The organism is Castellaniella caeni NBRC 101664, assembly GCF_001592225.1.
In the GTDB taxonomy this organism is placed as follows: Bacteria; Pseudomonadota; Gammaproteobacteria; order Burkholderiales; family Burkholderiaceae_B; genus Castellaniella; species Castellaniella caeni.
In genome coordinates this window covers 19,719-45,858 of sequence record NZ_BCWN01000013.1, presented here as the reverse complement: position 1 = coordinate 45,858, position 26,140 = coordinate 19,719, and the positions used below count along the sequence as shown (strand labels likewise).

Below are 26,140 nucleotides of genomic sequence, written 5' to 3'. Positions count from 1 at the left end.
AGGAGTCTTGATATGAAGCCCAGGATGTTTGCGCAAGCGCGGTGTGCGGTGCCAAGGCACGCCGCTTGGGTGATGGCCGCGCTGCCTGTGATGCTGTGCCCCGTGGCGCAGGTGCAGGCCGCGCAACCCGTGCAGGCGCAGGCCAGCGGGCAGGTGGTGCGCGTCAACCCGGATCAGGGCAAGATCGCCATCAAGCACGGCGCCATCGGCAAGCTCGATCTGCCCGCCATGACCCTTGTGTACCACGTCAATCCCGCTCTGCTGCGCGGCATCGCCGTGGGCGATACCGTCAGCTTCACCGCCGAGCGCGCCGACGGGCAATACCGGCTGGTGGCGCTCGAAAAGAAATAAGCCTTACAGCACGTAGCGCGCCAAGTCCTGGCTGCCCGCGGCTTCCGACAGCTTGTCGTTGACGTAGGCTTCGTCGATGACCACCGTGTCCTTGCCGGGGCTGGCGGCCTCGAACGACAGGTCTTCGAGCAGCTTTTCTATCACCGTGTACAGACGGCGGGCGCCGATGTTCTCGGTGCGCTCGTTGACCTCGAACGCCAGCTGTGCCAGGCGCTGGATGCCGTCCTCGGTGAATTCCAGCGTCACGTCCTCGGTGGCCATGAGCGCCGTGTACTGCTTGGTGAGCGAAGCATCCGTCGTGCTGAGAATGCGCACGAAGTCGTCCGCCGTGAGCGAATCGAGCTCGACCCGGATCGGAAAGCGCCCCTGCAGCTCGGGGATGAGATCCGAGGGCCGCGACAGGTGAAAAGCGCCCGAGGCGATGAAGAGGATGTGATCCGTGTGCACCATGCCGTACTTGGTATTGACGCTGGTGCCTTCCACCAAGGGCAGCAGGTCGCGCTGCACGCCCTGGCGCGAGACGTCGGCCCCGCCGCTTTCCTGGCGCGCCGCGATCTTGTCGATTTCATCGAGAAACACGATGCCGTGCTGCTCGGCCAGCGCCACGGCCTGGGTGCGGATTTCTTCTTCGTTGATGCGCCGCGCGGCTTCTTCTTCGGTGAGCAGGCGGAAGGCCTCTTTCACCGACAGCTTGCGCGCCTTGGTCTTGCCCTGCGACAACCCGGCAAACATGCCGCGCAGCTGCTCGGTCATTTCTTCCATGCCCGGGGGCGCCATGATTTCCATGTGCGCCGGGGCCTGCGCCACTTCGATGTCGATCATGGTGTCGTCGAGCTTGCCTTCGCGCAGGCGCTTGCGAAACACCTGGCGCGTGTTGTTTTCTTCGCGCTCGGGTTCGCCCGAGGCGTTGCGCGGCGGCGGCAGCAGCGCGTCGAGGATGCGGTCTTCGGCGGCGTCCTCGGCCTGGGTGCGCACGCGCCGGGTTTCGGTCTCGCGCATCTGCTTGACGGCCACATCCACCAGGTCGCGCACGATGGTGTCCACGTCGCGGCCCACGTAGCCCACTTCGGTGAACTTGGTGGCCTCGATCTTGATGAAGGGCGCGTTGGCCAGGCGGGCCAGGCGGCGGGCGATTTCGGTCTTGCCCACGCCCGTGGGCCCGATCATGAGGATGTTCTTGGGCACGATCTCGTGGCGCAGCGGCTCGGCCACCTGCTGGCGGCGCCAGCGGTTGCGCAGGGCGACGGCCACCGAGCGCTTGGCTTTTTCCTGGCCGACGATGTGCTTGTCCAGTTCCGAGACAATTTCTTTGGGGGTCATGGGGGTGGCGGACATGGCGGGCCTTATAGCGTTTCGACGATGTGATTCTGGTTGGTGTAGATGCAGAGGTCGCCAGCGATTTCGAGCGACTTCTTGATGATCTCGGCGGGCGACAGCGTGGTGGCTTCCAGCAGCGCGCGGGCCGCCGACTGGGCGTAGGGGCCGCCCGAACCGATGGCGGCGATGCCGTGTTCGGGTTCGAGCACGTCGCCGTTGCCGGTGAGCACCAGCGTGTGTTCGGCATCGGCCACGATCAGCATGGCTTCGAGGCGGCGCAGCACGCGGTCGGTGCGCCAGTCGCGCGTGAGTTCGACGGCGGCGCGCATCAGGTGCCCCTGGTGTTTTTCCAGCTTGGCCTCGAAGCGTTCTTGCAGCGTGAAGGCGTCGGCGGTGGCGCCGGCAAAGCCTGCCAGCACCTTGTCGTGGTACAGGCGGCGGATCTTGCGGGCTGTGCCCTTGATGACGATGTTGCCCAGGGTGACCTGGCCGTCTCCGCCCAGGGCGACTTCGTTGCCGCGCCGAACGCTGATGATGGTGGTGGCGTGAAATTGTTCCATGGTGTTCTCTTCGTCCAAGACCTTGCAAGTGGGGGCGATGGGCGGGAAATTCAAGGCGGGAGCCGGTTTGCCGGGCATGTCTTCATGAAAACACCCCAAGGCCCGGTCGTTCTCCGGGGCGTTGGGGTGCGGGGAGCTGCTTGGCGGGGTTGGGCCGCGTGCCGTAGCGGCCTATGCCCCGGGTGCAGGTTCAGTCGCCGTAGAGCTTCTGGCGCATTTCGCGGCGTTCTTGCGCTTCGAGCGACAGGGTGGCGGTGGGGCGAGCCAGCAGGCGTGGGATGCCGATGGGTTCGCCGGTTTCTTCGCACCAGCCGTATTCGCCGCTGTCGATGCGGGCGATGGACTGCTGCACCTTCTTGAGCAGCTTGCGCTCGCGGTCGCGCGTGCGCAGTTCGAGGGCGTGCTCTTCTTCGATGGTGGCGCGGTCGGCCGGGTCGGGCACGTATTGCGTTTCGCGCAGGTTTTCGGTGGTGGCCCCGGCGTTGGTGAGAATTTCGTGCTCGAGCTGGTGCAGGCGGTCGCGGAAGAACGCCAGTTGGGCGTCGTTCATGTAGTCCTGTTCTGGCATTGCCAACAGTTCTTGCTCAGTCGGAATCTTGACCGGGGATTTTGAGCTGGATTTGGTAGCCATGTTGTGTCCTTCCTTATTATGTGCCGGGGCCTGTCGTCCGCATCCCGAAAGTACAGCGGGGCAGCGTGGGGTGGGCGGTCAGGCCAGGCATTGTTCGAGCCCCTGGGTAAAGATGTCTTGGGGCAGTTTACGGCCGATGAAGACCAGTCGGGTATTCGGTTTTTCACTGGCTTTCCAGGGGGTGCCGGGCTCGGCGCCCATCATCATGTGCACGCCCTGGAACACCATGCGGCGGTTGATGCCCTTGATGTAGAGAATGCCCTTGTAGCGCAGCAGGTCGGGGCCATACACCTGGACGATGCCGCCCAGGAAGTCTTCGAGCCGTTCGGGGTCGAAGGCCTTGTTCGAGCGAAACACGAAGGCGCCGATCTCGTCGCTGTGGTGCGCGTGATGGTGGTCGTGGCCGCAGCTGGGACCGCACTCGTGGTAGCCGTCCTCGTCGTCGTGCGCATGGTCGTGATCGTGATCATGGCTGTGATCGTGGTGATCGTGGGCGTGCGCCTCTTCTTCGGCCAGGAATTCGGGGTCGATGTCGAGAATGGCGTCCAGATCGAAGCCGCTGACGTCCAGCAGCGTGTGCAGGTCGGTTTCGCCGAAGTGCGCCGGGGTGATCGAGGCGCGCGGGTTGATGCGTACCAGACGCGCGCGCAGCGCTTCGTAGTCGGCCTCGTTGACCAGGTCTTTCTTGGAGATGAGGATGCGGTCGGCAAAGCCCACCTGGCGCTGCGCTTCTTCCTGGCGGTCGAGCGTGGCCATGCCGTGCTTGGCATCGACCACGGTGATGACGGCGTCGAGCCGGTAGGCTTCGGCGATGTCGTCGTCCATGAAAAACGTCTGGCACACCGGCCCGGGGTTGGCCATGCCGGTGGTTTCAATGATGACGCGGTCGAAGTGGATGGCGCCGGCCTTGCGGCGGCTGGCCAGATCGTTGAGCGTGCGGATGAGGTCGCCGCGCACGGTGCAGCAGACGCAGCCGTTGCTCAGCTCGACGATCTGCTCGTCGCTGTCTTGCACCAGCACGTCGTTGTCGATGTTTTCTTCGCCGAATTCATTTTCGATGACGGCAATGCGCTGGCCATGGAACTCGGTGAGGATGCGCCGCAGCAAAGTGGTTTTGCCCGCCCCCAGAAAGCCGGTGAGGACGGTGACGGGGATCATGGTGTCGGTGGTCGGTGCAGCAGTGTTCATGGCGAGTCTCGAGAGCGATACGCTGCCGCCTGTTCTGGCGGAACTCGCGGCACAGAATATGCATTCTGCTTTGCGGTCTCTTGTCAAGCGGCTTGAGCGATCAGCATGCGATTACATCATAGGCGGGGGTTTAGGGCAAACACCGGTACTTCGTCCGGCGGCGTGCGCGCGGGTTGGCGTGCTGTGGTTCGTGCCGCGTAGCGCCTTGTGGCGCGCGTTGGCCCGCGCCTTACGGGGCGCCCGGCGGGGCCGCCTGGCAGCGCGCGCAGACGGCGCGAAGCTCGGTTTCGTGGCCGTCGAGCACGAAGCCCGCCTGAGACACGCAGTCGGCCAGGCGCTGGCTGAGCGCCGGGTCGCTGAGTTCGGCCACCGTGCCGCAGCGGATGCAGACGATCAGCAGATCGTGCGGGTGGCCCGCCGCGTCGGTGCAGGCGCTCCAGGCGTTGACGGCATCGAGCCGGTGGATGAGGCCTTGCTCGGTGAGGAAGTCGAGTGCGCGGTAGACCGTGGGCGGGGCCGCCCCCGGCTGGGCCTGGCGCAGGGCGTCGAGCAGATCGTAGGCTTTCATGCTGCCCGGCTGGCGCAGCAGGGTTTCCAGCACCAGGCGCCGCAAGGGCGTCAGCCGCGTGCCGCGCTGCTTGCAGAGCTGTTCGGCCGTCTGCAGGCGCCGGGTGACGGCGGCCTCGGAATGTGCGTGAGACGTCGTGTTCATGGTTGTTATGTTATAACATAACGCAATTCCCTGTTCGATCTTGCCGTCCATGCCGCGACTCTTTCCCTTTTCCCGCCCGGATCACTACCGGGGCTCGTCCCTGCTGCTGTCGGCCGCCCAGCGCATGCGGCGGGTGGCCTGGGCCGTGCTGCTGCTGTGGGCGCTCACCGGATGGGCGCTGCAATGGTGGTGAGCGCACACGAAAGCCTGGTCGGCTGTTCGGTGCATGGCGTGGCCGCGCCGGGCGGGTCCGCGCTGCCGGCGGCGGCCCTGTCGCCCGCTATCGAGCTGCAGCAGGTGTGGCTGGGCTGGCACGACCGCATCGCCGTGCGCGATGCCTGCGGCGTGTTTCCCCAGGGCACCCTGACGGCGCTGGTGGGCCCCAACGGGGCGGGCAAATCCACCCTCATCAAGGCGCTCACCGGGCGCCTGAGCCCGGCCCGGGGCCGCATCCGCATCGAACCGGGTCTGGCGCACAGCCTGGCCTGCCTGCCGCAGTCGGCGGAACTCGATCTCAGCTTTCCCATCAGCACCTTCGATCTCGTGGCGCTGGGGGCCTGGCACCGCCTGGGCGCCTGGCGTGGCATGGGGGCCGCCGACCGCGAGGCCGTCGAGGCGGCCTTGCTGGCGGTGGGCCTGGCGGGCTTCGGCCATCAGCCGGTCGATACCCTGTCGGGTGGTCAGCTGCAGCGCGCCCTCTTTGCGCGCCTCATGCTGCGTGATGCGCAGGTGATCCTGCTCGACGAGCCCTTTGCCGCCGTCGATCGCGCCACCACCGAAGACCTGCTCGCGCTGCTGCACCAGTGGCACGCGCAGGGGCGCACCATCATTGCCGTGCTGCACGACCTGGACATGGTGCGCGGCCACTTTCCCCAGGCCCTGCTGCTGGGCGGGCAGGTGGTCGATTGGGGCCCCACCGAGCGCGTGCTCAGCGCCGCCAACCTGCATCTGGCGCGCCACCTGTGCGCCGGGGGGGCGGTCTGATGACGCTCTGGAGCGTGCTGGTTCAGCCTTTCATCGATTACGCCTTCATGCGCCGCGCGCTGGCAGGTTCCTGGGCGCTGGCCTTCGCCGCCGGGCCGCTGGGGGTGTTTCTGGTGCTGCGGCGCCTGAGCCTCATCGGCGACGCCATGGCGCACGCCATCTTGCCGGGGGTGGCGGTGGGGTTTCTCACGGCGGGCCTGTCCATGACGGCCATGACGCTGGGCGGGCTCGTCACCGGCGTGCTGGTGGCCCTGCTGGCCGGGGTGATCTCGCGCCTCACCCCCTTGCGCGAGGACGCCAGCTTTGCCGCCTTTTACCTGGTGTCCCTGGGGCTGGGGGTCTTGCTGGTGTCTCTGAAGGGCACCAACCTGGATTTGATCCACGTGCTGTTCGGCACCGTGCTGGGCCTGAGCGAAGGCGCCCTGCTGCTGGTGACGCTGGTCAGCAGCGTCACGTTGCTGGCGCTGGCGGGCCTGTTTCGCGTGCTGGTCACCGAATGTCTCGACCCGCTGTTCCTGCGCACCGAGGGGCGCATCGGCGCCTGGGCGCACATGGGGTTTCTGCTGCTGCTGGTGCTCAATCTGGTGGCGGGCTTCCAGGTGCTGGGCACGCTCATGGTGGTGGGCATCATGATGCTGCCCGCTACGGCGGCGCGCTTCTGGGTACGCGCGGTGGGGGCGCAAATGGTGCTGGCCGCCGTGCTGGGGGCGCTGGCCTCGTATGTCGGCCTGCTGGTGTCGTATTACGCGGATGTGGCGGCCTCGCCCGCCATCATCCTGGCCGCCGGGGTGGCGCACTTTGCCTCGGTGGGGCTGGGGCCGCACGGCGGCCTGCTGCAGACCGTGCGCCAGGCGCGCGCGCGGCGCGCCCGCTTGCTGGAATCCATGGGAGAGTGAACACATGATGGTCGATGTATGGAACCGTGGGGCGCTGCTCCCGGTCGCTTCACGGGGGCTCATCCGGGCGCGGGCGCGTGGGGTGATGCCGATTTGGCATGCCGCGCGGAGCGTGCTGCTGGCCGTGGGGCTGATGATGCTCGGGCTGGCGGCGGCGCGGGCCCAGGTGTCGGCCGAGGGGGCGGCGCAAGCAGGCATGGCGACTGCCGCAACCGCCGCAACCGCCGCGACCGCGCCTGCCGCCGACCAGCGGCTGCGCGTGGTGGCTTCGTTTTCCATCGTGGGCGACATGGTGCGCGAGGTCGGTGGCGACGACATCCGCCTGGACGTGCTGGTGGGCCCCTTGCGCGAGGCGCATTCGTTTGAACCGGGCCCGCGGGATGTCCGCACCCTGGGGGCCGCCCGGGTGCTGGTGCTCAATGGCCTGGGCTTTGAGTCATGGATGCCGCGCCTGATCGAGGCCTCGGGCTTCAAGGGGCGTGAGGTCGTCGCGTCGCACGGCGTCACGCCGCGCACCGTGGCGGCGGGCGAAAGCGGCGATGCCGCGCCAGGCTCGGTCGATCCGCATGCCTGGCAGAACCTTGCCAATGGCGTGCAGTACGTGCAGAACATTGCCCAGGGGCTGGCGCAGGCCGATCCGGCGCACGAGTCGGCCTATTTTGCCCGGGCCGATGCCTACGTGCACAAGCTGCGCCAGGAAGACACCCGGTGGCGCCAGGCGCTGGCCGACGTGCCCGAAGACCAGCGCGTGCTGGCCACCTCGCACGACGCGTTCGGCTATCTGGGGGCGGCCTACGGCATCCGCATCCTGTCGCTCGTAGGGGTCTCCAGCGAGGCCGAGCCCTCGGCGCGCGCCATGGCCAATCTGCTCAAGCAGGTGCGCGCGCAGCACGTACGCGCCCTGTTCCTCGAACACGGCGGCAATTCGCGGGCCTTGCAGCAGGTTGCGCGCGAGGCCGGGGTCACCATGGGCGGCACGCTGTACGCCGACACCCTGGCCCCGGCGGGCCAGGAAGCCTCGACCTACCTGGGCATGTTCCGCTGGAACGCTCAGCAGCTGTTGAAGGGTTTTGCGGGCGAGCAGTAGCGCGGGCGCTTGCCGATTCGATGGTCTGGCCGTCCACTGGCTAGCCTGGCGCGGATGCGCGGAGGTCGTGCGGGGCGGCGTTGGCGCGGCGGGCGTCACTGATGCGACGCATTACTCATCTTTCGTGCGTCGCTTGGCGCGCGGGTGCGCCTGGTCGTAGCTGGCGGCCAGGTGCTGGAAATCCAGCCGGGTGTAGATCTGCGTGGTGGCGATGTTGGCGTGGCCCAGCAGCTCTTGCACCGCGCGCAGATCCTGGGCCGATTGCAGCAGGTGGCTGGCAAAGCTGTGGCGCAGGCTGTGCGGGTGCACGTGCAGCGGCAGCCCGGCCTGCTGCCCCAGGGCCTGCAGCTGCAGCTGGACGACGCGTGGGCTGATGCGCCGCCCCCGGGCCCCCAGAAACAGGGCCGCCCGGGTGTTCGCGTCGGCAGCGGCGGGCAGCAGTTCGCCGCGCACGGCGAGCCAGGCCTGCAAGGCCGCCACAGCGTGCTGGCCCAGCGGCACGGCGCGAGTCTTGCCGCCCTTGCCGCGCACGGTGGCCTCGCGCTCGTCCAGATCGACCCAGCTGTGCGAGGCGTAGCCGTCTTCGCGCAGGGGCCGCCAGTCGAGCCCCACCAGTTCGGCGAGCCGCAGCCCGCTGGAATACAGCACCTCGAACATCGCCATGTCGCGTTTTTCGACGGGTGTCTGCGGCGGAGGCAGACGCGGGCGGTCGAGCAGGGCCTGCGCCTGATCCACGGACAGCGCCTTGGGCAGGCTGCGCGGGATTTTTGGCGCGCGCACCCCGTGCGCCGGATTGCTGCTCAGGCCTGCCTGGGGCGCGCGCCATTCGAAGTAGCTGCGCCAGGCCGACAGCGTGCGCGCCAGGCCGCGCGGCTGCCGTCCCTGGGCGTGCAGGCGTCCCAGGGCCTGGCGGATGTGGGCTTCGGTGAGCGCGTCGAGCGCCAGTCCGGGGTGGCACCGCTGCAGGGTGTACAGGTCACGCCGGTAGGCGGCCACCGTGTGCGGCGAATAGCGCTGCTGGGCGCCCAGCTCGGTCAGCCAGGCCTCGATGCGCTGCTGGTCTGCCGCCAGCGGGGCGCTCGATGAGGCACCGGGCACGGTCTGGGCGGTATCGCCGGCGCTGGGCTGGGGGTGGGTTCTGGACTCAGGCGGCATCCGGGGTGTTGGCGTTCAGCCGTCCCAGTGCCGCGCCCGCCAGCGCGGCGATCTGTTCGAGAAAGGTGGTGCCCATGTCGGCAGTGAAGCGCTGGGCGTCGTCCGACCCCAGCACCAGCAGGCCGATGGTGCCGCCGCCCGCGAGCGGGCGCAGCGGCAGGATGGCCAGCGAGGTGGGCGGCGCGGCCAGCCAGCTGGCGGCCTCGTGGTCTTTGAGCGGCCCGCAGTAGGGTTGGGCAAGGGTGTCGGCGTAGTGCCGGATGGCGGCCGTGGCGCCTTGGGTGAATTCGCCTTCTTCGAGCTGGGACAGGCCCCAGAGGCGCAGGGCGATGTCGCTGAGCTGGAATTGTTCGCTGAGGCTGTCGCGGATGTGAGTCGGCAGCTTGCGGGCGTCGGTCTCGGCCAGCATGCGGGCGCACCACTGCATGAGGTGCTGGCTGATGCGTTCGTTGCCGCCCGCCTGGTGCAACAGCTGCATGAGGCGTTGTTCGTGTTCTTTGACACGGCCCCGCAGCGTCATGATCTGGCGTTCGCCCAGCGAGATGGCGCGCCCCTGGTAGGGGTGGGGCACGCTCAGCGTGGCGAAAAGCTCGGCGTGTTCTTCGAAGAACTGCGGATTCTGGCCCAGAAAGCTGGCCACGTCCTGGGCGGTGAGAGCGGTGGTCTGAGTGTCCATGTGTCTTTGTCGAAGGAATAGGGGCGGATGAAGCTGCCAGGTGGGCAGTCACGCGGCGCGCGGCATGCGCCGTCGTGCGGCGGCCCGGCGCTAGCGGCCCGCCTGGGTCGCCACGAGCGCGTCGATGTCGATCTGCCCTTGGAAGACCGTGGTGGTGGGCCCGCGCATGCGCAGGGTCTCACCCGTCCATTCTATGTGCAAGGTGCCGCCGTGGGTATCCACTTGCACGGGGCTGTCGAGCAGGCCGCGGCGGATGCCCGCCACGGCGGCGGCGCAGGCGCCCGTGCCGCAGGCCAGCGTTTCGCCCGCGCCGCGTTCGTAGACGCGCAGGCGGATGTGGTGGCGCCCGAGCACCTGCATGAAGCCTGCATTGACCCGCTGGGCGAAGCGCGGATGGCTTTCGACGAGCGGCCCGATGCGGGCCACCGGGTAGGCCTCGACGTCGTCCACCTGCATGACGGCGTGCGGGTTGGAGATTGCCACCAGCGAGCACCAGACGGGGGCTGCGGCATCGGCCACGTCCAAGCCGTATTGCGTGTCGCCGCCGCTGGCGCGGGTGGGCAGGCCGCGCGGGTCGAAGGCCAGGCGTTCGGGAGTGAACCAGGTGTGGCCCATATCGACGGCCACTTCGCCGTTTTCGGCGGCGGTGAGCACGATCAGCCCGGTGGCGATTTCGGCGCGCAGCGGGTTGCGCCGCGACAGACCCTGCTCGTGCACGAAGCGCACGAAGCAGCGTGCGCCGTTGCCGCAGTGTTCGACCTCGCCGCCGTCGGCGTTGAAGATGCGGTAGCGGAAATCGGCGCTGGGGTCGAGCGGGTCTTCGACCAACAGGATCTGGTCGGCGCCGACGCCGAAGTGGCGGTCGGCGAGGGCGCGGGCGCGCTCGGGCGTGAGCTGTATCGATTGCCGCACGCCGTCGAGCATGACGAAATCGTTGCCTGCGCCGTGCATCTTGGTGAAGTTCCAGATCATCGAAGCATTATCCTGTAAAAACGGGCTGTGGCGGTGCGGTGCGCTGGCGTGTCCGGACGGCTGGCTGGCGGGGCCAGCCGCCGCACCAGGGGCGTCAGCAGGGCCATGTGGTTCGTGGTTCAGTAAAAACCCGGCTCGCCTTCCGGACGGGTCTTGAAGCGCCGGTGCACCCAATAGTATTGCGCCGGATCGGGGCGCACTTCGGCTTCGATGAGGGCGTTGAGCCGGGCGGTGGCCGCCTCGGGCGTGTCGCCCCCCGGGAAATTTTCGACGGGCGCGCCGACGTGCACCTGATACTGCCCGGTTTCGGGGTTCAGGCGGCTGATGATGGGCACGACGGCGGCGTCCCAGGCGGCGGCAATGTGCGCCGCCGACAGCAGCGTGGCGGCGGGCACGCCGAAAAAGGGGATGAAGGCGCTGCCCTGGCGGCCAAAATCCATGTCGGGCAGGTAGTACACCGGAATGCCTTTGCGCAGCTGGCGGATGAGCCCGCGCACCCCGTCGTGGCGGCTGACCAGGTGCACCTGGTTGAAGCGCCCGCGCCCCAGGCGCACGATCTCGTCCACGTCGGCGTCGCTCTGCTTTGTGTAGAGCGTGGCGGACTCTTTCAGGAACAGCGTCAGGCGGGTGGCGGCGGCGTCCAGCGCGATGAAGTGGGGCGCGAACATGAGGACGCGCCGCCCGTCGTCCAGCAGCCGTTGCAGATGGTGTTCACCGTGCAGCTCGACCGTGGCCAGGATGCGCTCGGGCGCGCCAAACCAGCACAGCCCGCGATCGATGAACGATTGGGCGAGCAGCTGGAAGTGCCGCCGCAGCAAGGCCTCGCGCTGGTCGTGGCGCAGTTCGGGGAAGCAGTGCGCGAGATTCACGCGCACGATGTGGGCGCGCGATTTCAGCAGGCGCGGCACGAGCCGACCCAGTACCCGCCCCCAGCGCAAGCGGGTGGCGGTGGGGCAGCGGCCAAAATAGCCCAGGACGGCGCGCAGCAGCGGTTTCTTGTCGATAGCCATGATCACGGCATTGTAGAAGTGAATCAGTCCGCCGCAGGCGGGATGTCCGGGCGGACGGGGGCTGGCGCGTTCGTCCGCGGCGGGGGCGGCACGGCGGCGGAGTCGTCCGGCTGCACTGGCGGCGCATCGGGGTAGGGCGGCGCGTCGTCGGGCCGCTTGTAGCGGTTGTAGCTCCAGAGATATTGCGCGGGAAAGCGCCGGATGAGGGTCTCCATGGCCTGGTTGATGGCCAGCGCCAGGGCCTCGGGGGTGGCGGGCAGGGGTTCGGGCAGGCGCAGGTAGTGGATGCGCCAGCCGCGCCCGTGGGGCAGGCGCTCGCCCGCCGTGAGGATCACGGCCACGCCGGTCTGCAGCGCCAGCCGGGCGGCCAGCGTCATGGTGAGGGCGTAGTCGCCGAAAAACGGCAGCCACAGGCCGTCGCCTTCGCGCGGCACCTGATCGGGCAGCATGCCTACGGCCTCGCCGCGCTTGAGCGCGCGCACGAATTCGCGCACCCCGTGGCGGTTGGCGGGCACGGCGCGCAGATTGTGCATGTCGCGCGCCGATTCGACGATGGGGTCGAGGTGGCGGCTGCGCGAGGGGCGGAACATCACCGTGAGCGGCCCGTGCTGCGTGAGGTGGCGCGCCGTCATCTCGAAGCAGCCCAGGTGCGGCGTGAGATACAGCACGCCGCGCCCCTCGGCCAGGGCCGTCTGTACGACGGCTTCCTGCTCGCTGCGGGTGATGGCCAGGCACTGCCGGGTGCGCCACCAGACCTTGGGGATTTCGAGGATCATGGCGCCCGATTCGGCGGCGGTCCGGCGGTGGAAGGCGGGGCTCGTGTAGCCCGCGCGGCAGGCGTTGGCCCGCAGGCGGCGGCGATAGCGCCCCGGGAAAGCGTAGACGAGCAGACCGACGAGGCGCCCGAAACCCTGCAGCCAGGACAGCGGCAGCGCAGCCAGAGAGCGGACGAGAAACAACAGCATGAGGGGGACGATGACCCTGTTGAGCGCAGCGATTTCTGCGGGAGTGGGGTATTTTCGCTTAAAATGCCTGCGATCGCTGAGTTAACCGACAACTTGCGGAGCGATCTCGCGCTGGCGACAGCGCGTCTTATCCGCTAAAGCGTCGCGCCCCGATTCATCCCAGAGGTGCAACGCGTTTCGTTCAACCTCGCACCGGTCGGTCCGGTGTTTTAAAGGACGTATCGCTGTGGCAAACAACGATTTTCTCTTCACCTCAGAGTCCGTCTCTGAAGGCCATCCCGACAAGGTCGCCGACCAGATCTCCGACGCCATCCTCGACGCGCTGCTCGAACAAGACCCCAATTCGCGCGTGGCCGCCGAAACCCTGTGCAACACCGGGCTGGTCGTGCTGGCGGGCGAGATCACCTCGCGCGCCAACGTCGATTACATCCAGGTGGCGCGCGACACCATCCGCCGCATCGGCTACGACAATACCGAATACGGCATCGACTACAAAGGCTGCGCGGTGCTGGTGGCCTACGACAAGCAGTCGCCCGACATCGCCCAGGGCGTCGATCGCACGCCCGAAGAACTGCTCAACCAGGGCGCGGGCGACCAGGGCCTGATGTTCGGCTACGCCTGCGACGAAACCCCCGACCTCATGCCCGCGCCCATCTGGTACGCGCACCGCATCGTGCAGCGCCAGGCCGAATTGCGCAAAGACGGCCGCCTGCCCTGGCTGCGCCCGGACGCCAAGTCGCAGGTCACCTTCCGCTACGTGGGCGGCAAGCCCGCCGAGGTCGATACCGTGGTGCTGTCCACCCAGCACCACCCCGACATCTCCCAGGCCGAAATCCGCGATGCCGCCATCGAGCACATCATCCGCCCGGTGTTTGCCGACGGCCTGCTCACCAGCAACACCAAGTTCCTCGTCAACCCCACGGGCAAGTTCGTGGTGGGCGGCCCGCAGGGCGACTGCGGCCTGACCGGGCGCAAGATCATCGTCGATACCTACGGCGGCGCCTGCCCGCATGGCGGCGGCGCCTTCTCGGGCAAAGACCCCTCCAAGGTCGACCGCTCGGCGGCCTACGCCGCCCGCTACGTGGCCAAGAACATCGTGGCTGCGGGCCTGGCGCGCCAGTGCCAGGTGCAGGTCAGCTATGCCATCGGCGTGGCTGAACCCATCAACATCACGGTGTACACCGAAGGCACGGGCGTGATCCCCGACGAGCAGATCGCCCGCCTGGTGCGCGAACACTTCGACCTGCGCCCGCGCGGCATCATCGAAATGCTCGACCTGCTGCGCCCCATCTACAGCAAGTCGGCGGCCTACGGCCACTTTGGCCGCAGCGAACCCGAATTCAGCTGGGAAGCCACCGACAAGGTGCAGGTGCTCAAGGCAGCCGCCTGATCGATCCCGCGCCCGCCTGCCGCGTATTGCCGTGGGCGGGCGCGGCAGGCCGCATTCGGTATAATGACCCTCCTTTCCTGAGGGGCGCTGCACCGGCCCGGTCACCATCGGCGTGACGGGTCGCCAGGCTCAGGAACCTTCTTTTCGAACGGCGCCCATCGTTGCCCTGCGCGGGCAGGGGTGGGCGGCATGCCGATCCCCTTGTTTTGCGCAGGCTCTAGGATACTTATGAGCACTGCACACGATTACGTCATTGCCGACATCGCCCTGGCCGACTGGGGCCGCCGCGAACTCACCATCGCCGAAACCGAAATGCCGGGCCTCATGGCCACGCGCGAAGAATTTGCTGCTTCGCAGCCCCTCAAGGGCGCGCGCATTGCCGGCAGCCTGCACATGACCATTCAAACCGGGGTGCTGATCGAAACCCTCAAGGCCCTGGGGGCCGAGGTGCGCTGGGCGTCGTGCAACATCTTTTCCACGCAGGATCACGCCGCGGCGGCCATCGCCGCGGGCGGCACGCCGGTGTTTGCCGTCAAGGGCGAATCGCTCGAAGACTACTGGCAATACACCCACCGCATCTTCGACTGGCCCGGCGAGCAGGCCAACATGATTCTCGACGACGGCGGCGACGCTACGCTGCTGCTGCACCTGGGCGCGCGCGCCGAACAAGATGCCTCTGTCATCGCCAAGCCCGAAAACGAAGAAGAGCGCGTGCTCTTTGCCGCCATCAAGGCCAAGCTGGCACAAGACGCCACCTGGTATTCCAGCCGCCTGGCGAAAATCCAGGGCGTCACCGAAGAAACCACCACGGGCGTGCACCGTCTCTACCAGATGTCGCAGCGCGGCGAACTGAAAATCCCCGCCATCAACGTCAACGACTCGGTCACCAAATCCAAGTTCGACAACCTCTACGGCTGCCGCGAATCCCTGGTGGACGGCATCAAGCGCGCCACCGACGTCATGGTGGCGGGCAAGATCGCCATCGTCTGCGGCTTTGGTGACGTGGGCAAGGGCTGCGCCCAGGCCCTGGCCGCCTTGCGCGCCCAGGTGTGGGTCACCGAAGTCGATCCCATCTGCGCCCTGCAGGCCTCGATGGAAGGCTTCCGGGTGGTCGATCTCAACGACGCGGGCGTGGTCGAGGCCGCCGACATCTTCGTCACCGCCACGGGCAACTACCACGTCATCGACCGCGACCACCTGTATCGCATGAAAGACCAGGCCATCGTCTGCAATATCGGCCACTTCGACAGCGAGATCAACGTCGCGTCGGTCGAAGACCTGCCCTGGGAAGAGATCAAGCCGCAGGTGGATCACATCATCTTCCCCGACGGCAAGCGCGTCATCCTGCTGGCCAAGGGGCGCCTGGTGAACCTGGGCTGCGCCACCGGCCACCCGTCCTTTGTGATGTCGGCGTCGTTTACCAACCAGACCATCGCGCAGATCGAACTCTTCACCCGCGGCGAACACTACACCACCGGCCAGGTCTATGTGCTGCCCAAGCACCTGGATGAAAAAGTGGCCCGCCTGCACCTGAAAAAACTGGGCGTGAAGCTCAGCACCCTGTCGCAAAAACAGGCAGACTACATCGGTGTGCCGGTCACCGGGCCGTTCAAGCCCGGTCATTACCGATATTGATCCGCGTCGAGCCGGGGGCGGGCTGTCCCGCTCCCGGTTCGTCGGCCCGGGCTGACAGGCCCGCTTTCTCGTCACAAGGAGCTCCATCATGTTGCTGCTCGTCTGGATTCTGAATGCCGTGGCCTTGCTGGTGGTGGCTTATCTGCTGCCGGGCATCACGGTGGCCTCGTTTGGTTCGGCGCTCATCGCCGCGCTGGTGCTGGGCCTGCTCAATGCCATCGTCAAGCCGCTGCTGGTGCTCCTGACCTTGCCGCTCACGGTCGTGACGCTGGGCTTGTTTCTGCTGGTGCTCAACGCCCTGGTCTTCTGGTTTGCGGGCTCGATTCTCAAGGGCTTTCAGGTGGATGGCTTCTGGTGGGCGGTGATCGGCGCCATCGTCTACAGCATCGTGTCCACGGCCCTTTCAGGATTATTGCTCTCATGAGTTCGCAGTCTCTTCTCAGTCTGGAATATTTCCCGCCGCGCGACATAGCCGCGCAAGAGCGCCTGGTGCGTTCGGCCAAGCGGCTGGCGGCGCTCAACCCCGCCTACGTCAGCGTCACCTTCGGCGCGGGCGGCTCTACCCGTTCGGGCACGGTCGATACCGTGCAGATGTTGCGCAATCTGGGCACCGACGTGGCGCCGCACCTGTCGTGCATGGGGGCCACGCGTGACGACCTGCGCGCCATCCTCGACGATTACGTGGCCCGCGGCGTGCGTCGTCTGGTGGCCTTGCGCGGCGATATGCCCTCGGGCATGGGCGGCGACACGGGCGACCTGCACTACGCCAGCGAGCTGGTGCGCTTTGTGCGCGAACACTATGGCGACACCTTCCACATCGAGGTGGCGGCGTACCCCGAGATGCATCCGCAGGCGGAAAACGCCGCGCAAGACCTGCAGCGCTTCGTCAACAAAGTGCGTGCCGGGGCCGATGGCGCCATCACACAGTATTTCTTCAATCCCGACGCCTATTTCGATTTCGTGGATCGCGCTCGCGCCAAGGGGGTGGACATCCCCATCACGCCGGGCATCATGCCGGTCACCAACTACACGCAGCTGGCGCGCTTCTCGTCCATGTGCGGGGCTGAAATCCCCCGCTGGATGCGTCTGCGCCTGCAAGATTTCGGCGACGACAAGGCGTCCATCCGGGCCTACGGGGTGGATGTCGTCACGCGCCTGACGGCCCGGCTGCTCGAACAGGGCGCGCCCGGGGTGCACTTCTATACCCTCAATCACGCGGACGCCGTGGTGCAAGTCTGCGAGAACCTGGGTTTGGGCGCCTGAGCGCCCCTGGCCGGCACCCCCTGGTGCGCTGTTCGGGTCGGGCGCCCCAAGGGGGTGGCCAGTATGCTGTTTGAACGGCACACCAGGCTTTGGCCGCGGCTCAGTCGAGCGCGACCTGTACCTTCAGCCAGAACACCCGCCCCGGCTCGTTGATGCGCGTGTTGGCAAACGAGACATTGCCGGGGATATCGGCCCCCGATTTGGACAGGTGCTCGGCGTAGGTCTTGTTGAGCACGTTGTCGACGCCCGCCGTCAGCAGCACCGTCTTGTTGGGCCGCCAGCCGGCATTGAGTGACAGCACGCCGAAGCCGCCGGTCGGCCCGATGTCCTTGCCGTTGGCGACGATGCCGCCCGAGCCCAGGTCGTAGCGGTGCTGTGCGGCCACCAGGCGCCACAGCATGCCTGCGGAATACGGCCCCTGGGCGTAGTTCAGTCCCAGGCGCACTTCCAGCGGCGGCTGCTGCGCCAGCGGCTTGTGGTCGCTGCGATTGCGACCGTAGACGTAGGCCAGGCTGGAGACGGCCTGCCAGGCAGGCGTGAACTGCCACGTACCTTCCAGCTCGCCACCCATCACGGTCGCATCCACGTTGCGCGTGATGCCCCGATCCCAGTTGATCAGGATGTAGTCGTCGATCTGTCCATAGAAAGCCGAGGCCGACAGGCTGACGGTGTCATGTCGCCAGCGGGTGCCCGCATCCAGTTGCGTGGTCTTCTCGGGACGGGTGGACAAGAAGGCGCTGTTCCCGCCGGCCGGGCTGCCTTTCATGCGCTCCCAATAATCGGGAAAGCGCTCGGCATGGCCCAGACCGGCGTACCAGGTTGCGTCGGCCCCGTAGTCTTGCTCATAGCGCGCGAAGCCGCTGGGCAAGGAGCGCTTGTCTGATTGCCCGGCGGTGGCCGAGGCGCTTGCCGGGCGCTTGTCGCGGGCCGTGTGCCAGTCGAGCCGCGCGCCGCTGATGAGGCGGCGGGTATCGCTCAGATCCCAGGTGCTTTCGGCAAACAGGCCGTATTGCTCGAAGCGTGCATCTTCGACCCAGGCGGCGTCCCGATAGCCGTCCGTGGCGGCGCTGGCGCTCGTCCCTTTGCCGCTGCGCAGGCGATGCACGTCCTGGCGGGTGTCGCCGCCCAGTACCAGCTTCCAGGCATCGACGGGCCGCAGGGTGGCGCTGAAGCGCCCGCCAGACGTGCGGCGGTCGGGGTTGCTGGCCATGTACATTTTGCCCGGCGTGCGCAAGGTGTAGTTGTCCATGACGTGGTCAACGTAGTTGTAGTACAGGCGGGCGTCCACGGCCTCGACCAGACCGCTCAGGCGCTTGCGCTCGAACAATAACGAAACGTTCTCGCGGCGGAACTTGGCGCCGTCCATGCCTCGGTCGGCGTAGGCGGCGCGTCCGTCGCTGAGCGCGGCCGAAAGCTCGATGCGCGTGTGATCGTCCGGCGTCAGGCCGATGGCGGCGTGGCTGCTCCAGCGCAGGTATTCAGAGTGCACCCGATTGCCGTCACCATCGTGATAGTCGTTGGCCTGGGCCCGGGTGCCACCCGCCCGCACGTAGCCCTGCGGCCCGCCCACCTGCACATCGGCCATCTGGTCGTTGCGCCCGAAGCGGCCCAGGGTCAGGCTGCCGTTGGCCTTCCAGCCAAAGTGCGTCATGCGCGGGGTGTCGCGTTCGAACAAGACGACGCCAGCCGACTGACCCGCGCCGTAGCGTACCGATTGCGGCCCCTTGAGCACGGTGACGCGGTCGTACGATTCGGGGTAGACATAGGCGGTGGGCGGATCCATGCGCCCACCGCAACCGCCATAGATTTCCTGGCCGTCCAGCAGAATGCCCAGGCGCGAGCCGGAGAATCCGCGCAGTACCGGGTCGCCGTCCGTGCCACCCTTGCGGATCACGGAAAATCCGGGAATGCTCTTGAGAAAATCAGCGCCATCGTGCGCGGGCAGGGGCTGGCGCGGGGCCTTGGGGTCGGTGCGCACCACCAGCGGCTCATCCAGTGTCGGTGCCGTGACCACGACGGGGGACAGGGTTTGCAGGGGCTGGGCGGTGCCGGGATGTGGCAGGCCGCACAACGTCAGGGCGAACGGTATCCCGGCCACCCATGGGGTTTCCTTTTTCATCAAAATATCCAATCACAGAAATGCTGGGCACAGCCTGAGATTGCCGTGCACGGGGAGCAGGCCATCTCAGGAGTAAAAACAGGGATTCAGCAGCAGTCTGTGGGTGGGCAGCGGGAGGGTGGCCATTCCCAGGTTCCAGTGATCCGGGCATCGCAGGGAGTTTCGTCGAACCCTGGCGCGGGCTGGGCCTGGCGGGCAACCGGCGCGACGGCGTCGGCGACCACGGTGGAGGGGGGCAGGGGATGTGTGGCGCACAGCAGGCAGTGGCCTGTCTGGTGTGTCTGGGGCTTGCCGGACGCCTTTGAATCCTGGTCTGTGTCGGCCAGGTCGATCGTGACCATGCCTGCTGGTGTGCAGGCAACGATTTGCAGTCCTTGCAGGGCATTCAGCGGCAAAGGACGGGCGAACACCGGCCCGACGATCTGAAGCCAGAGCCCCAGGATCAGCAGCCAGTGGATGCAGGAACGCCCGCGAGTACGCTTGCCGGTGTGTTGCATAGGCAGGCATTCTATCGGGCCTGGCGTGTCGGCTCTTTGATGACCGTCAAGCAAAGCGCCAGGGACGAACCGCCTGCCGCGCTGTTTTTCGCCAAGCCTGGCGCTGCGATGATCGTGGCATCGGCGATCATGCCGTGGCGCAGCTTCGTTCTCGGCGCGTAGGGCCTGTGGCCGTTACGCGGCCAGCATCCGCCGGGCGATGATGGTACGCTGGATCTCAGATGAACCCTCGTAGATGCGCAGGATCCTGGCATCGCGCGCGTAGCGTTCCAGCGGCATATCGCGCGTGTAGCCATAACCGCCGTGGATCTGCAGGGCACGGTCGGTGATGAAGCCGACGGCTTCGGATGCATACAGTTTTGCCATGGCGGATTCCATGGAGAATGGTTCCCCCAGACTGCGCTTGTGGGTGGCCTGCAGTGTCAGCGCCCAGGCGGCTTCCAGCCGCAGCTTCATATCAGCCAGCATCCACTGGATTCCCTGTTTGTCGGCCAGTGGCTGACCGCCGATTAGACGCTGCCGCGACCAGGACACGGCAGCCGCCAACGCCGCCTCTGCAATGCCCAGGCTGGTGGCGGCCACATCCAGGCGGCTGTTGTCCAGCACCTTCATGGCGGTGCGAAAGCCGCTGCCTTCCTCTCCCAGCCGCTGGCTTGCCGGCACCCGGCAGTCCAGCGCCACCTCGAATGCATGGCCGCCACGGATAACCATCAGTTTTTCGGGCTGGGAAATCTGCAGACCTGGGGTGTTCTTATCGACGATGAAGGCGCTGATGCCCCGGTTGCCAGCCTGGGGGTCGGTTTTGGCGTAGACCACGATGAAATCGGCCTCGCCCGCGTTCGAGATGAAGTGCTTGACCCCGATCAGATGGTACTGGTCGCCATCGAGGTGTGCCCGGGCACTCATATCCGCCGGATTGGATCCCGCCCGGGGCTCGGTCAGCGCGAAGGCTCCCAGGATTTCGCCTCGGGCCGCTCGGGGCAGGTAGAGTGCGCGCAAGGAGTCGTCCGCCCCGATCAGGATCGAATCCGTGGCCAGGTAATGGGCGCCGATCATTGAGGCCGTTGCCGCGCAGTGGCGGGCGATACTGGCAATCGCCAGTACCAGCGCTGTGGGGCTGACTCCGGGGCCATCCCAGCGTTCTGGCAGATTCATGCCCATGACGCCCAGGGTTGACAGGCCCGGCACGTGGCATGTCGCGGACTGGGCCTGCTCGTCCAGTTTGGCCGCCTGGGGAGCAATTTCGGCTGCCGCGTAGCGATCAATGGCCGCGGCGATTTCCAAGTCATTTTCATTGACGCCTAGACGCGGGTTCATGGTGGATCTCCTGTATGTTCAAGAAAGGTTCAGCGCCCGAAGGCACCCAAGTCGCGCAGCGCGGCGATCTTGTCCAGACTCAGGCCCAGCAGGCTGTGCAGAATCGTGTCGGTATCTGCCCCCAGGTCCGGAGCCGGGCGCGTTGGCCGGGTGTCCCAGGCGGAAAACCGGATTGGCTGATGGGGTAGTCGCAGGCCCGGTAGGCGGGGATCGTCCGTGTCCCACAGCAGCTTGCGGTGTCGCGCCTGATCGCTATTCAGTGCCTGGCGTACCGTCCAGATCGGCGCAGCGGGAATGGCGCCCTCCTCGAAGCGCCCGACCACCTCGGCCACGGTTCGGCTGGCTGCCCAGGATTCGATGGCGCTGCGCAGTAGCGGCTCGTGCCGCGAACGCTGTTCGTCGCTGGCGAATCGGGCGTCCCGCACCAGGTCGTCGCGGTCGATGATCTGGGCGAACTGTGCGAACAGCTTGTTGTTCAGAATCGCCAGGACGAAGTAGCCGTCCTTGGCCCGATAGGCACCGAAGGGGGCCGATAGCGGGTGCCTGTTGCCCACTCGCCGGGTATCCTGGCCAGTGAACAGGTAGCGGGCGACAGCAGTGACGGTGAACGAAAGGGTGGTATCGAACATCGCAGCGTCCACATGGGTGCCCTGGCCGCTGCGGTCGCGGCCGAGCAGTGCCGCCAGGGTGCCCCAGGATGCGAACAGACCGCTGATCACATCGCTAATGGCTTCCCCGACCAGCGTCGGCGGGCCGTCCGGGAAACCCGTAGATTCCATGATCCCGCTCATGGCCTGGATGACGATATCGTAGGCGGGGCGAGGTGAGGCTGGGCCATCCTGACCAAAGCCGGAAATGCTGGTGTAGACCAGCCGAGGGTTCAGCGAACTGAGTTGGCCGTATCCGATGCCTAGTTTATCCGCCACTCCGGGCCGGAAATTCTCGACCACGATATCGACTTCTGCCACGAGCTGATGCACCAGCGCGACTGCTTCGGGCTGCTTCAAATCCAGCACCAGACTCTGCTTGTTCCGGTTGACGACGCTGAACAGGGCGCTGTGCCCGTCACGCATGGGGCCGATCGCCCGGTAGTCATCGCCCTGGGGGGGCTCCACCTTGATGATGTGCGCGCCCAGGTCGCCCAGCAGTGCAGTGCAAAATGGGCCGGACAGCACTCGCGTGAAATCCAGCACGCGCAGGCCCGTCAGGGGACCTGCGTCTGTATCGATATCTTGCACCATGTCTTGCCTCTATCGTGATGATGAGTAACGTACCCAGTCTGCGGGGCGGCGGTTGCCGGTTGCCGGACGGCAAGGTTCGGTGCCTTGCTTCGACGATATGGTAAGAGCCTCTTTGTATAATTTAAAACATTAAAGATTAATTGATTGAATAGAATTTAATGATTCAATTTTCAATTCGACAGTTGGAATACTTCGTCGCGGTCGCCAAGCATGGCGGCACGCTGCAGGCAGCGCGCGCCCTGAACGTCTCGCAACCTTCGATCTCCCATGCCATCTGTATGCTTGAAGCCAACTGGGGGGTGTCCCTGTTCGTGCGCCAGCATGCGCGTGGCCTGCAGCTGACCGCGGAAGGCGAACTGCGGTTCCGCCAGGCCCTGCGGCTGCTGCGCGAAGCTGATTCGCTGGCGCAGCGGGGCGAAAAAGACGTCCGCGGTGTCCTGGTGGTGGGCTGCTTCGATACGCTGGGGCCTTTGGTGTTTCCGGCTCTGATGAAGGCATTCCAGCGGCGCTATCCGGACGTACAACTACGGCCCCACGAAGGCCATATCGCCGACTTGTTGAGCCAGGTAGCCGACGGCACCATGGAACTGGCCCTGGTCTACGACACCAGTCTGGCGGACGGGCGTATCCGCTTGCACGATATCGGTGCCAGCCTGCCTTATGCCGTGCTGCCGGTTGGGCATCCGCTGGCCCTGCAGGCCGATGTATCGGTGGTGGATATGGCGCGGTATCCCTTCATCCTGATCAATCCGCCCCATAGCCGTGAGTATTTCCTATCCCTGTTCAGCCATGCTGGAGCGCGGCCGCACGTCGTGGCGGAAGTCGGTTCCTTCGAAATGGTTCGGGCCCTGGTAGCCAATGGGCATGGGGTGTCGATCCTGGTGACCCGCCCGGCGGGTGATCTGGCCTACGACGGCAGTCCGCTGGTGTGTCGGCCCTTGCGGGATACACCTCCACCACAGAGAATTGTGTTGGCCAGCGCGGCTGACCTGCCCCTGAGCGCTATCGCGCAGGCATTCCTGGATCTGGCGCGCGATTATCTGGCGGGCCAGGGCATGTGCGGCGGTTAGGCCTGTCCCGGCAGCTTGTGGCGGTTGCTCGGGTGCCACATTGAATTTATTTGGTTTTTAATCGGGCGCTATGGGCTATCAACCGTAAATATTATTTATGAGTAGGTTCTTGGCGCGCGGGCGCGCCCACGGCCCAGCCCTTGTCGGTGAGGATGGCGTCGAGCCGCACGTCGTGCGCGGCGGGGGTATAGGGTTCGCCGCTGAGGTCGCCGCAGGCCCAGGCAATGCCGATGGTGGTGCAGGGGTGGCCGGCGGCCTTCAGGGCGGCCAGCGTGCGGTCGTAGTAGCCGCCGCCATAGCCCAGGCGGTCGCCCTGGCGGGTGAAGCCCAGCGTGGGCACCAGCACCAGGTCGGGGGGCGGGGCCAGCGGGCCGGTGGGCTCTTCGATGCCGTAGGCGCCGGTGCGCATGGGCGCGTCGGGCGTCCAGAGGTGGAATTCCAGTGGGGTGTCCGGGCCCGTCACCACGGGCAGCGAGACCGTGAGCGATTCGTCCTCGGCCCACTGGCGCAGCAAGGGTGCGAGCGCGGGCTCTTGCGCCATCGGCCAGAAGGCGGCGATGTGGCGGATGTCCGCCAAGCCGGATTCGCGCCGCTGCGTGCGCTGGCCAGCCAGCCAGGTGTACAGGCGCCCGCGGATCAGCAAGGCGCCGCGATCGCGCTCTGCGTTGGCTTGCGCGGCGCGGCGCTGTTTGAGTCGCTTGCGCAGGGCGACTGCGGTATCCTGTGCGTTCTGATTCATATGGCAGGCTGTCGGTGGGGTAAGCACGATGTGGTGGGACATTCTAAGGTATCGCAAAAGCCAGTGGCGTGCCGACCGCCGCGCACGCGCTTGTCGTGCATCCGGTGCGTTGGCTTGCGTGGCGCCCGGTGCCGCCGCAGTGCCGCCGCAGGGGGCGGCGCGCCATTGGCTGGCGCTGGGGCTGGTCGCATCGCTGGGGCTCAGCGCCTGTGCCGGGGCCCAGGCGCCCTCGGCCGCTGAAGAGCAGGCCGGAGAAGCCCCTTCGGTGGCCCTGACGGCCTCGCCATCGGCTGCCGCGCCCGCCGGGCCGCCGCAAGGCGCTGCCAAGGGGCAGGTGGTTGCCGCTGCGGCAGCGACGCGCGAAGCCGTGCCGCACGTGGCCGCTTACGTGCCGCCCACAGTGCCCGCCGCCGCCCGGCAGGCGGTGCAAGACGCCTACGATGCCGTGCAAAAACGCCGCTGGGCCGACCTCGACCAGCTGGCGCCGACCGCCGCTGCCGACCCGGTGTTGGGCATGTATCCCCAATACTGGGCTTTGCGTCGTCGCCTGCAAGACCCCACGCAACCCGTGCCCGATGCGGCTGTGCGGCAGTTTCTTGGCAAGGCGCAAGATACCTACCTGGACGAACGCCTGCGCGCCGACTGGATCGTCGCCTCGGTGCGGGCCAGCAACTACACGCAGGCGTTGCGCATTGCGCCGGTGCGCGACCCCTCGTCCGCCGTCCAGTGCGCCCTGCTGCTGGCGCGCCACATGACGGCCAAGCACGCCCGGGCCGCCGAAGTGCAAGAGATCTTCAAACCCAATGCCGACTGCTGGGGGATGCTGGATCAGGTCAATGCCGACCACGTACTCAGCCGCAAAGAACTCAATGGCCTGCTGCGCGATACGCTCGAATCCGGCAAAGTGTCGGACATCAACCGCATGGCGTCGGTGGTGTTTGACGACAGTGCCATGGTGCAATTTGCCGCGCTCATGAAAAATCCGCGCAAGTGGCTCGACGCGCGCCCGCAGCCCAAGGCGGCGGTGGATGTCGAGCTGGTCACCGCGGCGCTGGCGCGTCTGGCGCGCGGCGACGACCGCGCCGAGGCTGCGCAATACGTGCAATCGCAGTGGGCCTCGCGCGTGCCCAAGGCGGATATCCAGTGGGTCTGGGGGCAGTTCGGCCTGGCCGCCGCGTTGGCGGTCGAGCCCGACGCGGCGCGCTGGTATCGGCAGTCGGGCTTCGTGCCCATGACCGACTTCAACCACGCCTGGGAAGTGCGCGCCGAGCTGCGTGTCTCGCCCATTCAGTGGGATCGCGTGGCGGCGGCCATTCGCAAGATGTCGGGCGCGCAGGCCGACGAGCCCGTGTGGCGCTACTGGTATGGCCGCGCGCTGGCGGCCCAGGGCAACGAGCAGGCGGCGCGGCAGTATTTCGAGTCGATCTCGGGTGATCTGGGTTTCTACGGGCAGCTCGCTTCCGAAGAACTGGGGCACACGCCGCGTCTGCCCGCCGAGCCCGCGCCAGTCGATCCGGCCTGGGTGGCCCAGGCGCGGGCCAACCCCGGGCTCGAACGGGCCGTCGCCCTGTTCGATCTGGGCTGGCGGCGCGAGGCCGTGCCTGAATGGAATTTCGCCCTGCGCGGCATGAGCGACACCCAGCTGCGCGGCGCCGCCGAGTTCGCCCGCCAGCAGCAGATCTACGACCGCGTGGTCAATACCTCGCTGCAGACCCGGCAGGTGGTCGATTTCAGCCAGCGCTTCATCGCCCCCTTTGAAGGGCGGGTGGCGGCCAAGGCGCGCCAGATCGACCTCGACCCCGCCTGGGTGTATGGCCTCATCCGCCAAGAGTCGCGCTTCATCATGGATGCGCGTTCGCACGTGGGGGCTTCCGGCTTGATGCAGCTGATGCCGTCCACGGCCAAGTATGTGGCGCGCAAGATCGGCCTCAAGGGTTTTACCCCCGGCCAGGTCAACGATTTCGATACCAACACGGTGTTGGGCACCCGCTACATGGACATGGTGCTGCAGGGGCTGGATGGTTCACAGCTGCTGGCCACGGCGGGCTACAACGCCGGGCCGGGGCGCCCCAAGCGCTGGCGCGCGCAGTTGCAGGCGCCAGTCGAGGGGGCCATCTTCGCCGAGACCATCCCCTTTACCGAAACGCGCCTGTACGTGAAAAACGTATTGTCCAACGCCGTCTGGTATTCGATGCTGTTTTCCGGCAAGCCCGACTCGCTCAAGGCGCGGCTGGGCACGGTCAGCCCGGATACCGTCAAAACGGCCATGCCGTGAGCAAGCCGCACCAGGACGCTGCCCGGCACGCTGAGGCCCGCACCCGGGCGACCGCGCAGCGAGAGGCGCCGGGTGGTGGCCGACCGCTGC

The 26,140-nt window shown here is 66.9% G+C and carries 27 protein-coding genes and 1 riboswitch; of the genes, 12 read left to right on the top strand and 15 right to left on the bottom strand.

What is annotated here, in order from left to right; translation table 11 throughout:
* Positions 1 to 72 precede the first annotated feature (72 nt).
* Entirely contained in the window at positions 73 to 351 is a 279-nt protein-coding gene (locus tag CCA01S_RS09490) for a copper-binding protein (RefSeq protein WP_066457454.1), read from the top strand.
* Positions 352 to 354: 3 nt separating this feature from the next.
* Here the strand turns inward: CCA01S_RS09490 and hslU are convergent, their stop codons facing one another.
* From hslU to CCA01S_RS09465, 5 genes are all read right to left on the bottom strand, one after another.
* A complete protein-coding gene (gene hslU / locus CCA01S_RS09485; protein WP_066457451.1) occupies positions 355 to 1,686 on the bottom strand; it encodes an ATP-dependent protease ATPase subunit HslU in 1,332 nt (443 codons plus the stop codon).
* 8 nt (positions 1,687 to 1,694) lie between these two features.
* Positions 1,695 to 2,228 carry an ATP-dependent protease subunit HslV gene (gene hslV, locus CCA01S_RS09480; RefSeq protein WP_066457585.1) on the bottom strand — a complete coding sequence of 178 codons (534 nt, stop codon included), beginning with the start codon at positions 2,226 to 2,228 and terminating at the stop codon, positions 1,695 to 1,697.
* Positions 2,229 to 2,418: 190 nt separating this feature from the next.
* Positions 2,419 to 2,859 (bottom strand): RNA polymerase-binding protein DksA, encoded by a 441-nt coding sequence (gene dksA, locus CCA01S_RS09475; RefSeq protein WP_066457450.1) that lies wholly within the window; start codon positions 2,857 to 2,859, stop codon positions 2,419 to 2,421.
* A 78-nt stretch (positions 2,860 to 2,937) separates the two neighbouring features.
* Entirely contained in the window at positions 2,938 to 4,047 is a 1,110-nt protein-coding gene (locus CCA01S_RS09470) for a CobW family GTP-binding protein (protein WP_066457447.1), read from the bottom strand.
* Between the two features lie 229 nt (positions 4,048 to 4,276).
* Positions 4,277 to 4,759, bottom strand: coding sequence for a Fur family transcriptional regulator (locus tag CCA01S_RS09465; protein WP_066457444.1), 483 nt, complete (start codon positions 4,757 to 4,759; stop codon positions 4,277 to 4,279).
* Between the two features lie 49 nt (positions 4,760 to 4,808).
* Here CCA01S_RS09465 and CCA01S_RS15655 point away from each other — a divergent pair, with 49 nt between their 5' ends.
* The 4 genes from CCA01S_RS15655 to CCA01S_RS09450 all read left to right on the top strand — a co-directional run bounded on the left by CCA01S_RS15655 (position 4,809) and on the right by CCA01S_RS09450 (position 7,726).
* On the top strand, positions 4,809 to 4,952 hold the full coding sequence (locus CCA01S_RS15655; RefSeq protein WP_157076527.1) for a hypothetical protein: 144 nt from the start codon (positions 4,809 to 4,811) through the stop codon (positions 4,950 to 4,952).
* 62 nt (positions 4,953 to 5,014) lie between these two features.
* Entirely contained in the window at positions 5,015 to 5,743 is a 729-nt protein-coding gene (locus CCA01S_RS09460; protein WP_373278640.1) for a metal ABC transporter ATP-binding protein, read from the top strand.
* The gene (locus CCA01S_RS09455; protein WP_066457441.1) at positions 5,743 to 6,639 is read left to right on the top strand and encodes a metal ABC transporter permease; all 897 of its coding nucleotides are present in this window, start codon (positions 5,743 to 5,745) and stop codon (positions 6,637 to 6,639) included. The genes CCA01S_RS09460 and CCA01S_RS09455 overlap by 1 nt, the downstream gene beginning before the upstream one ends.
* A 196-nt stretch (positions 6,640 to 6,835) precedes the next feature.
* On the top strand, positions 6,836 to 7,726 hold the full coding sequence (locus tag CCA01S_RS09450) for a metal ABC transporter solute-binding protein, Zn/Mn family (RefSeq protein ID WP_066457583.1): 891 nt from the start codon (positions 6,836 to 6,838) through the stop codon (positions 7,724 to 7,726).
* A 111-nt stretch (positions 7,727 to 7,837) separates the two neighbouring features.
* Here the strand turns inward: CCA01S_RS09450 and xerC are convergent, their stop codons facing one another.
* The 5 genes from xerC to CCA01S_RS09425 all read right to left on the bottom strand — a co-directional run bounded on the left by xerC (position 7,838) and on the right by CCA01S_RS09425 (position 12,504).
* Positions 7,838 to 8,881, bottom strand: coding sequence for a tyrosine recombinase XerC (xerC, locus tag CCA01S_RS09445; protein WP_084386652.1), 1,044 nt, complete (start codon positions 8,879 to 8,881; stop codon positions 7,838 to 7,840).
* Positions 8,871 to 9,557, bottom strand: a complete 687-nt coding sequence (locus CCA01S_RS09440) for a DUF484 family protein (protein WP_066457438.1) — start codon at positions 9,555 to 9,557, stop codon at positions 8,871 to 8,873. Before CCA01S_RS09440 ends, xerC begins: the two co-directional genes overlap by 11 nt.
* 90 nt (positions 9,558 to 9,647) lie before the next feature.
* Positions 9,648 to 10,529: a diaminopimelate epimerase gene (gene dapF, locus CCA01S_RS09435; RefSeq protein WP_066457430.1), complete on the bottom strand. Its 882-nt coding sequence runs from the start codon at positions 10,527 to 10,529 to the stop codon at positions 9,648 to 9,650.
* Between the two features lie 119 nt (positions 10,530 to 10,648).
* On the bottom strand, positions 10,649 to 11,539 hold the full coding sequence (locus CCA01S_RS09430; RefSeq protein ID WP_066457579.1) for a lysophospholipid acyltransferase family protein: 891 nt from the start codon (positions 11,537 to 11,539) through the stop codon (positions 10,649 to 10,651).
* A 23-nt stretch (positions 11,540 to 11,562) separates the two neighbouring features.
* The gene (locus CCA01S_RS09425; RefSeq protein ID WP_084386651.1) at positions 11,563 to 12,504 is read right to left on the bottom strand and encodes a lysophospholipid acyltransferase family protein; all 942 of its coding nucleotides are present in this window, start codon (positions 12,502 to 12,504) and stop codon (positions 11,563 to 11,565) included.
* 226 nt (positions 12,505 to 12,730) lie between these two features.
* On the opposite strand from CCA01S_RS09425, the gene metK reads away from it, so the two are divergent.
* The 4 genes from metK (at position 12,731) to metF (ending at position 16,792) form a co-directional block, all read left to right on the top strand.
* Positions 12,731 to 13,894 carry a methionine adenosyltransferase gene (gene metK, locus CCA01S_RS09420; protein ID WP_066457428.1) on the top strand — a complete coding sequence of 388 codons (1,164 nt, stop codon included), beginning with the start codon at positions 12,731 to 12,733 and terminating at the stop codon, positions 13,892 to 13,894.
* Positions 13,895 to 13,967: 73 nt separating this feature from the next.
* Positions 13,968 to 14,058: riboswitch (S-adenosyl-L-homocysteine riboswitch) on the top strand.
* Positions 14,059 to 14,122: 64 nt separating this feature from the next.
* Positions 14,123 to 15,529, top strand: coding sequence for an adenosylhomocysteinase (ahcY, locus tag CCA01S_RS09415; RefSeq protein ID WP_066457426.1), 1,407 nt, complete (start codon positions 14,123 to 14,125; stop codon positions 15,527 to 15,529).
* A gap of 85 nt (positions 15,530 to 15,614) precedes the next feature.
* On the top strand, positions 15,615 to 15,953 hold the full coding sequence (locus CCA01S_RS09410) for a phage holin family protein (RefSeq protein WP_066457423.1): 339 nt from the start codon (positions 15,615 to 15,617) through the stop codon (positions 15,951 to 15,953).
* Positions 15,950 to 16,792: a methylenetetrahydrofolate reductase [NAD(P)H] gene (gene metF, locus CCA01S_RS09405; protein WP_066457420.1), complete on the top strand. Its 843-nt coding sequence runs from the start codon at positions 15,950 to 15,952 to the stop codon at positions 16,790 to 16,792. Before CCA01S_RS09410 ends, metF begins: the two co-directional genes overlap by 4 nt.
* A 100-nt stretch (positions 16,793 to 16,892) precedes the next feature.
* Here metF and CCA01S_RS09400 read toward each other — a convergent pair whose 3' ends face one another.
* Entirely contained in the window at positions 16,893 to 18,911 is a 2,019-nt protein-coding gene (locus CCA01S_RS09400) for a TonB-dependent copper receptor (protein ID WP_066457417.1), read from the bottom strand.
* 86 nt (positions 18,912 to 18,997) lie between these two features.
* Positions 18,998 to 19,408: a DUF2946 family protein gene (locus CCA01S_RS09395; protein WP_066457415.1), complete on the bottom strand. Its 411-nt coding sequence runs from the start codon at positions 19,406 to 19,408 to the stop codon at positions 18,998 to 19,000.
* 39 nt (positions 19,409 to 19,447) lie between these two features.
* On the opposite strand from CCA01S_RS09395, the gene CCA01S_RS16220 reads away from it, so the two are divergent.
* Positions 19,448 to 19,570 (top strand): hypothetical protein, encoded by a 123-nt coding sequence (locus CCA01S_RS16220; RefSeq protein WP_258005642.1) that lies wholly within the window; start codon positions 19,448 to 19,450, stop codon positions 19,568 to 19,570.
* Between the two features lie 12 nt (positions 19,571 to 19,582).
* On the opposite strand, the gene CCA01S_RS09390 is transcribed toward CCA01S_RS16220, so the two are convergent.
* Both CCA01S_RS09390 and CCA01S_RS09385 read right to left on the bottom strand, forming a co-directional pair.
* The gene (locus CCA01S_RS09390) at positions 19,583 to 20,725 is read right to left on the bottom strand and encodes an acyl-CoA dehydrogenase family protein (protein ID WP_066457413.1); all 1,143 of its coding nucleotides are present in this window, start codon (positions 20,723 to 20,725) and stop codon (positions 19,583 to 19,585) included.
* A 29-nt stretch (positions 20,726 to 20,754) separates the two neighbouring features.
* On the bottom strand, positions 20,755 to 21,966 hold the full coding sequence (locus tag CCA01S_RS09385; protein WP_066457411.1) for a CaiB/BaiF CoA transferase family protein: 1,212 nt from the start codon (positions 21,964 to 21,966) through the stop codon (positions 20,755 to 20,757).
* A gap of 158 nt (positions 21,967 to 22,124) precedes the next feature.
* On the opposite strand from CCA01S_RS09385, the gene CCA01S_RS09380 reads away from it, so the two are divergent.
* Positions 22,125 to 23,036: a LysR family transcriptional regulator gene (locus CCA01S_RS09380; protein WP_066457410.1), complete on the top strand. Its 912-nt coding sequence runs from the start codon at positions 22,125 to 22,127 to the stop codon at positions 23,034 to 23,036.
* A gap of 91 nt (positions 23,037 to 23,127) precedes the next feature.
* On the opposite strand, the gene CCA01S_RS09375 is transcribed toward CCA01S_RS09380, so the two are convergent.
* The gene (locus CCA01S_RS09375; RefSeq protein WP_066457404.1) at positions 23,128 to 23,775 is read right to left on the bottom strand and encodes a 5-formyltetrahydrofolate cyclo-ligase; all 648 of its coding nucleotides are present in this window, start codon (positions 23,773 to 23,775) and stop codon (positions 23,128 to 23,130) included.
* 181 nt (positions 23,776 to 23,956) lie between these two features.
* Here CCA01S_RS09375 and CCA01S_RS09370 point away from each other — a divergent pair, with 181 nt between their 5' ends.
* Complete coding sequence (locus CCA01S_RS09370; RefSeq protein ID WP_373278639.1) at positions 23,957 to 26,050, top strand: lytic transglycosylase domain-containing protein; 2,094 nt, start codon at positions 23,957 to 23,959, stop codon at positions 26,048 to 26,050.
* Positions 26,051 to 26,140 lie beyond the last annotated feature (90 nt).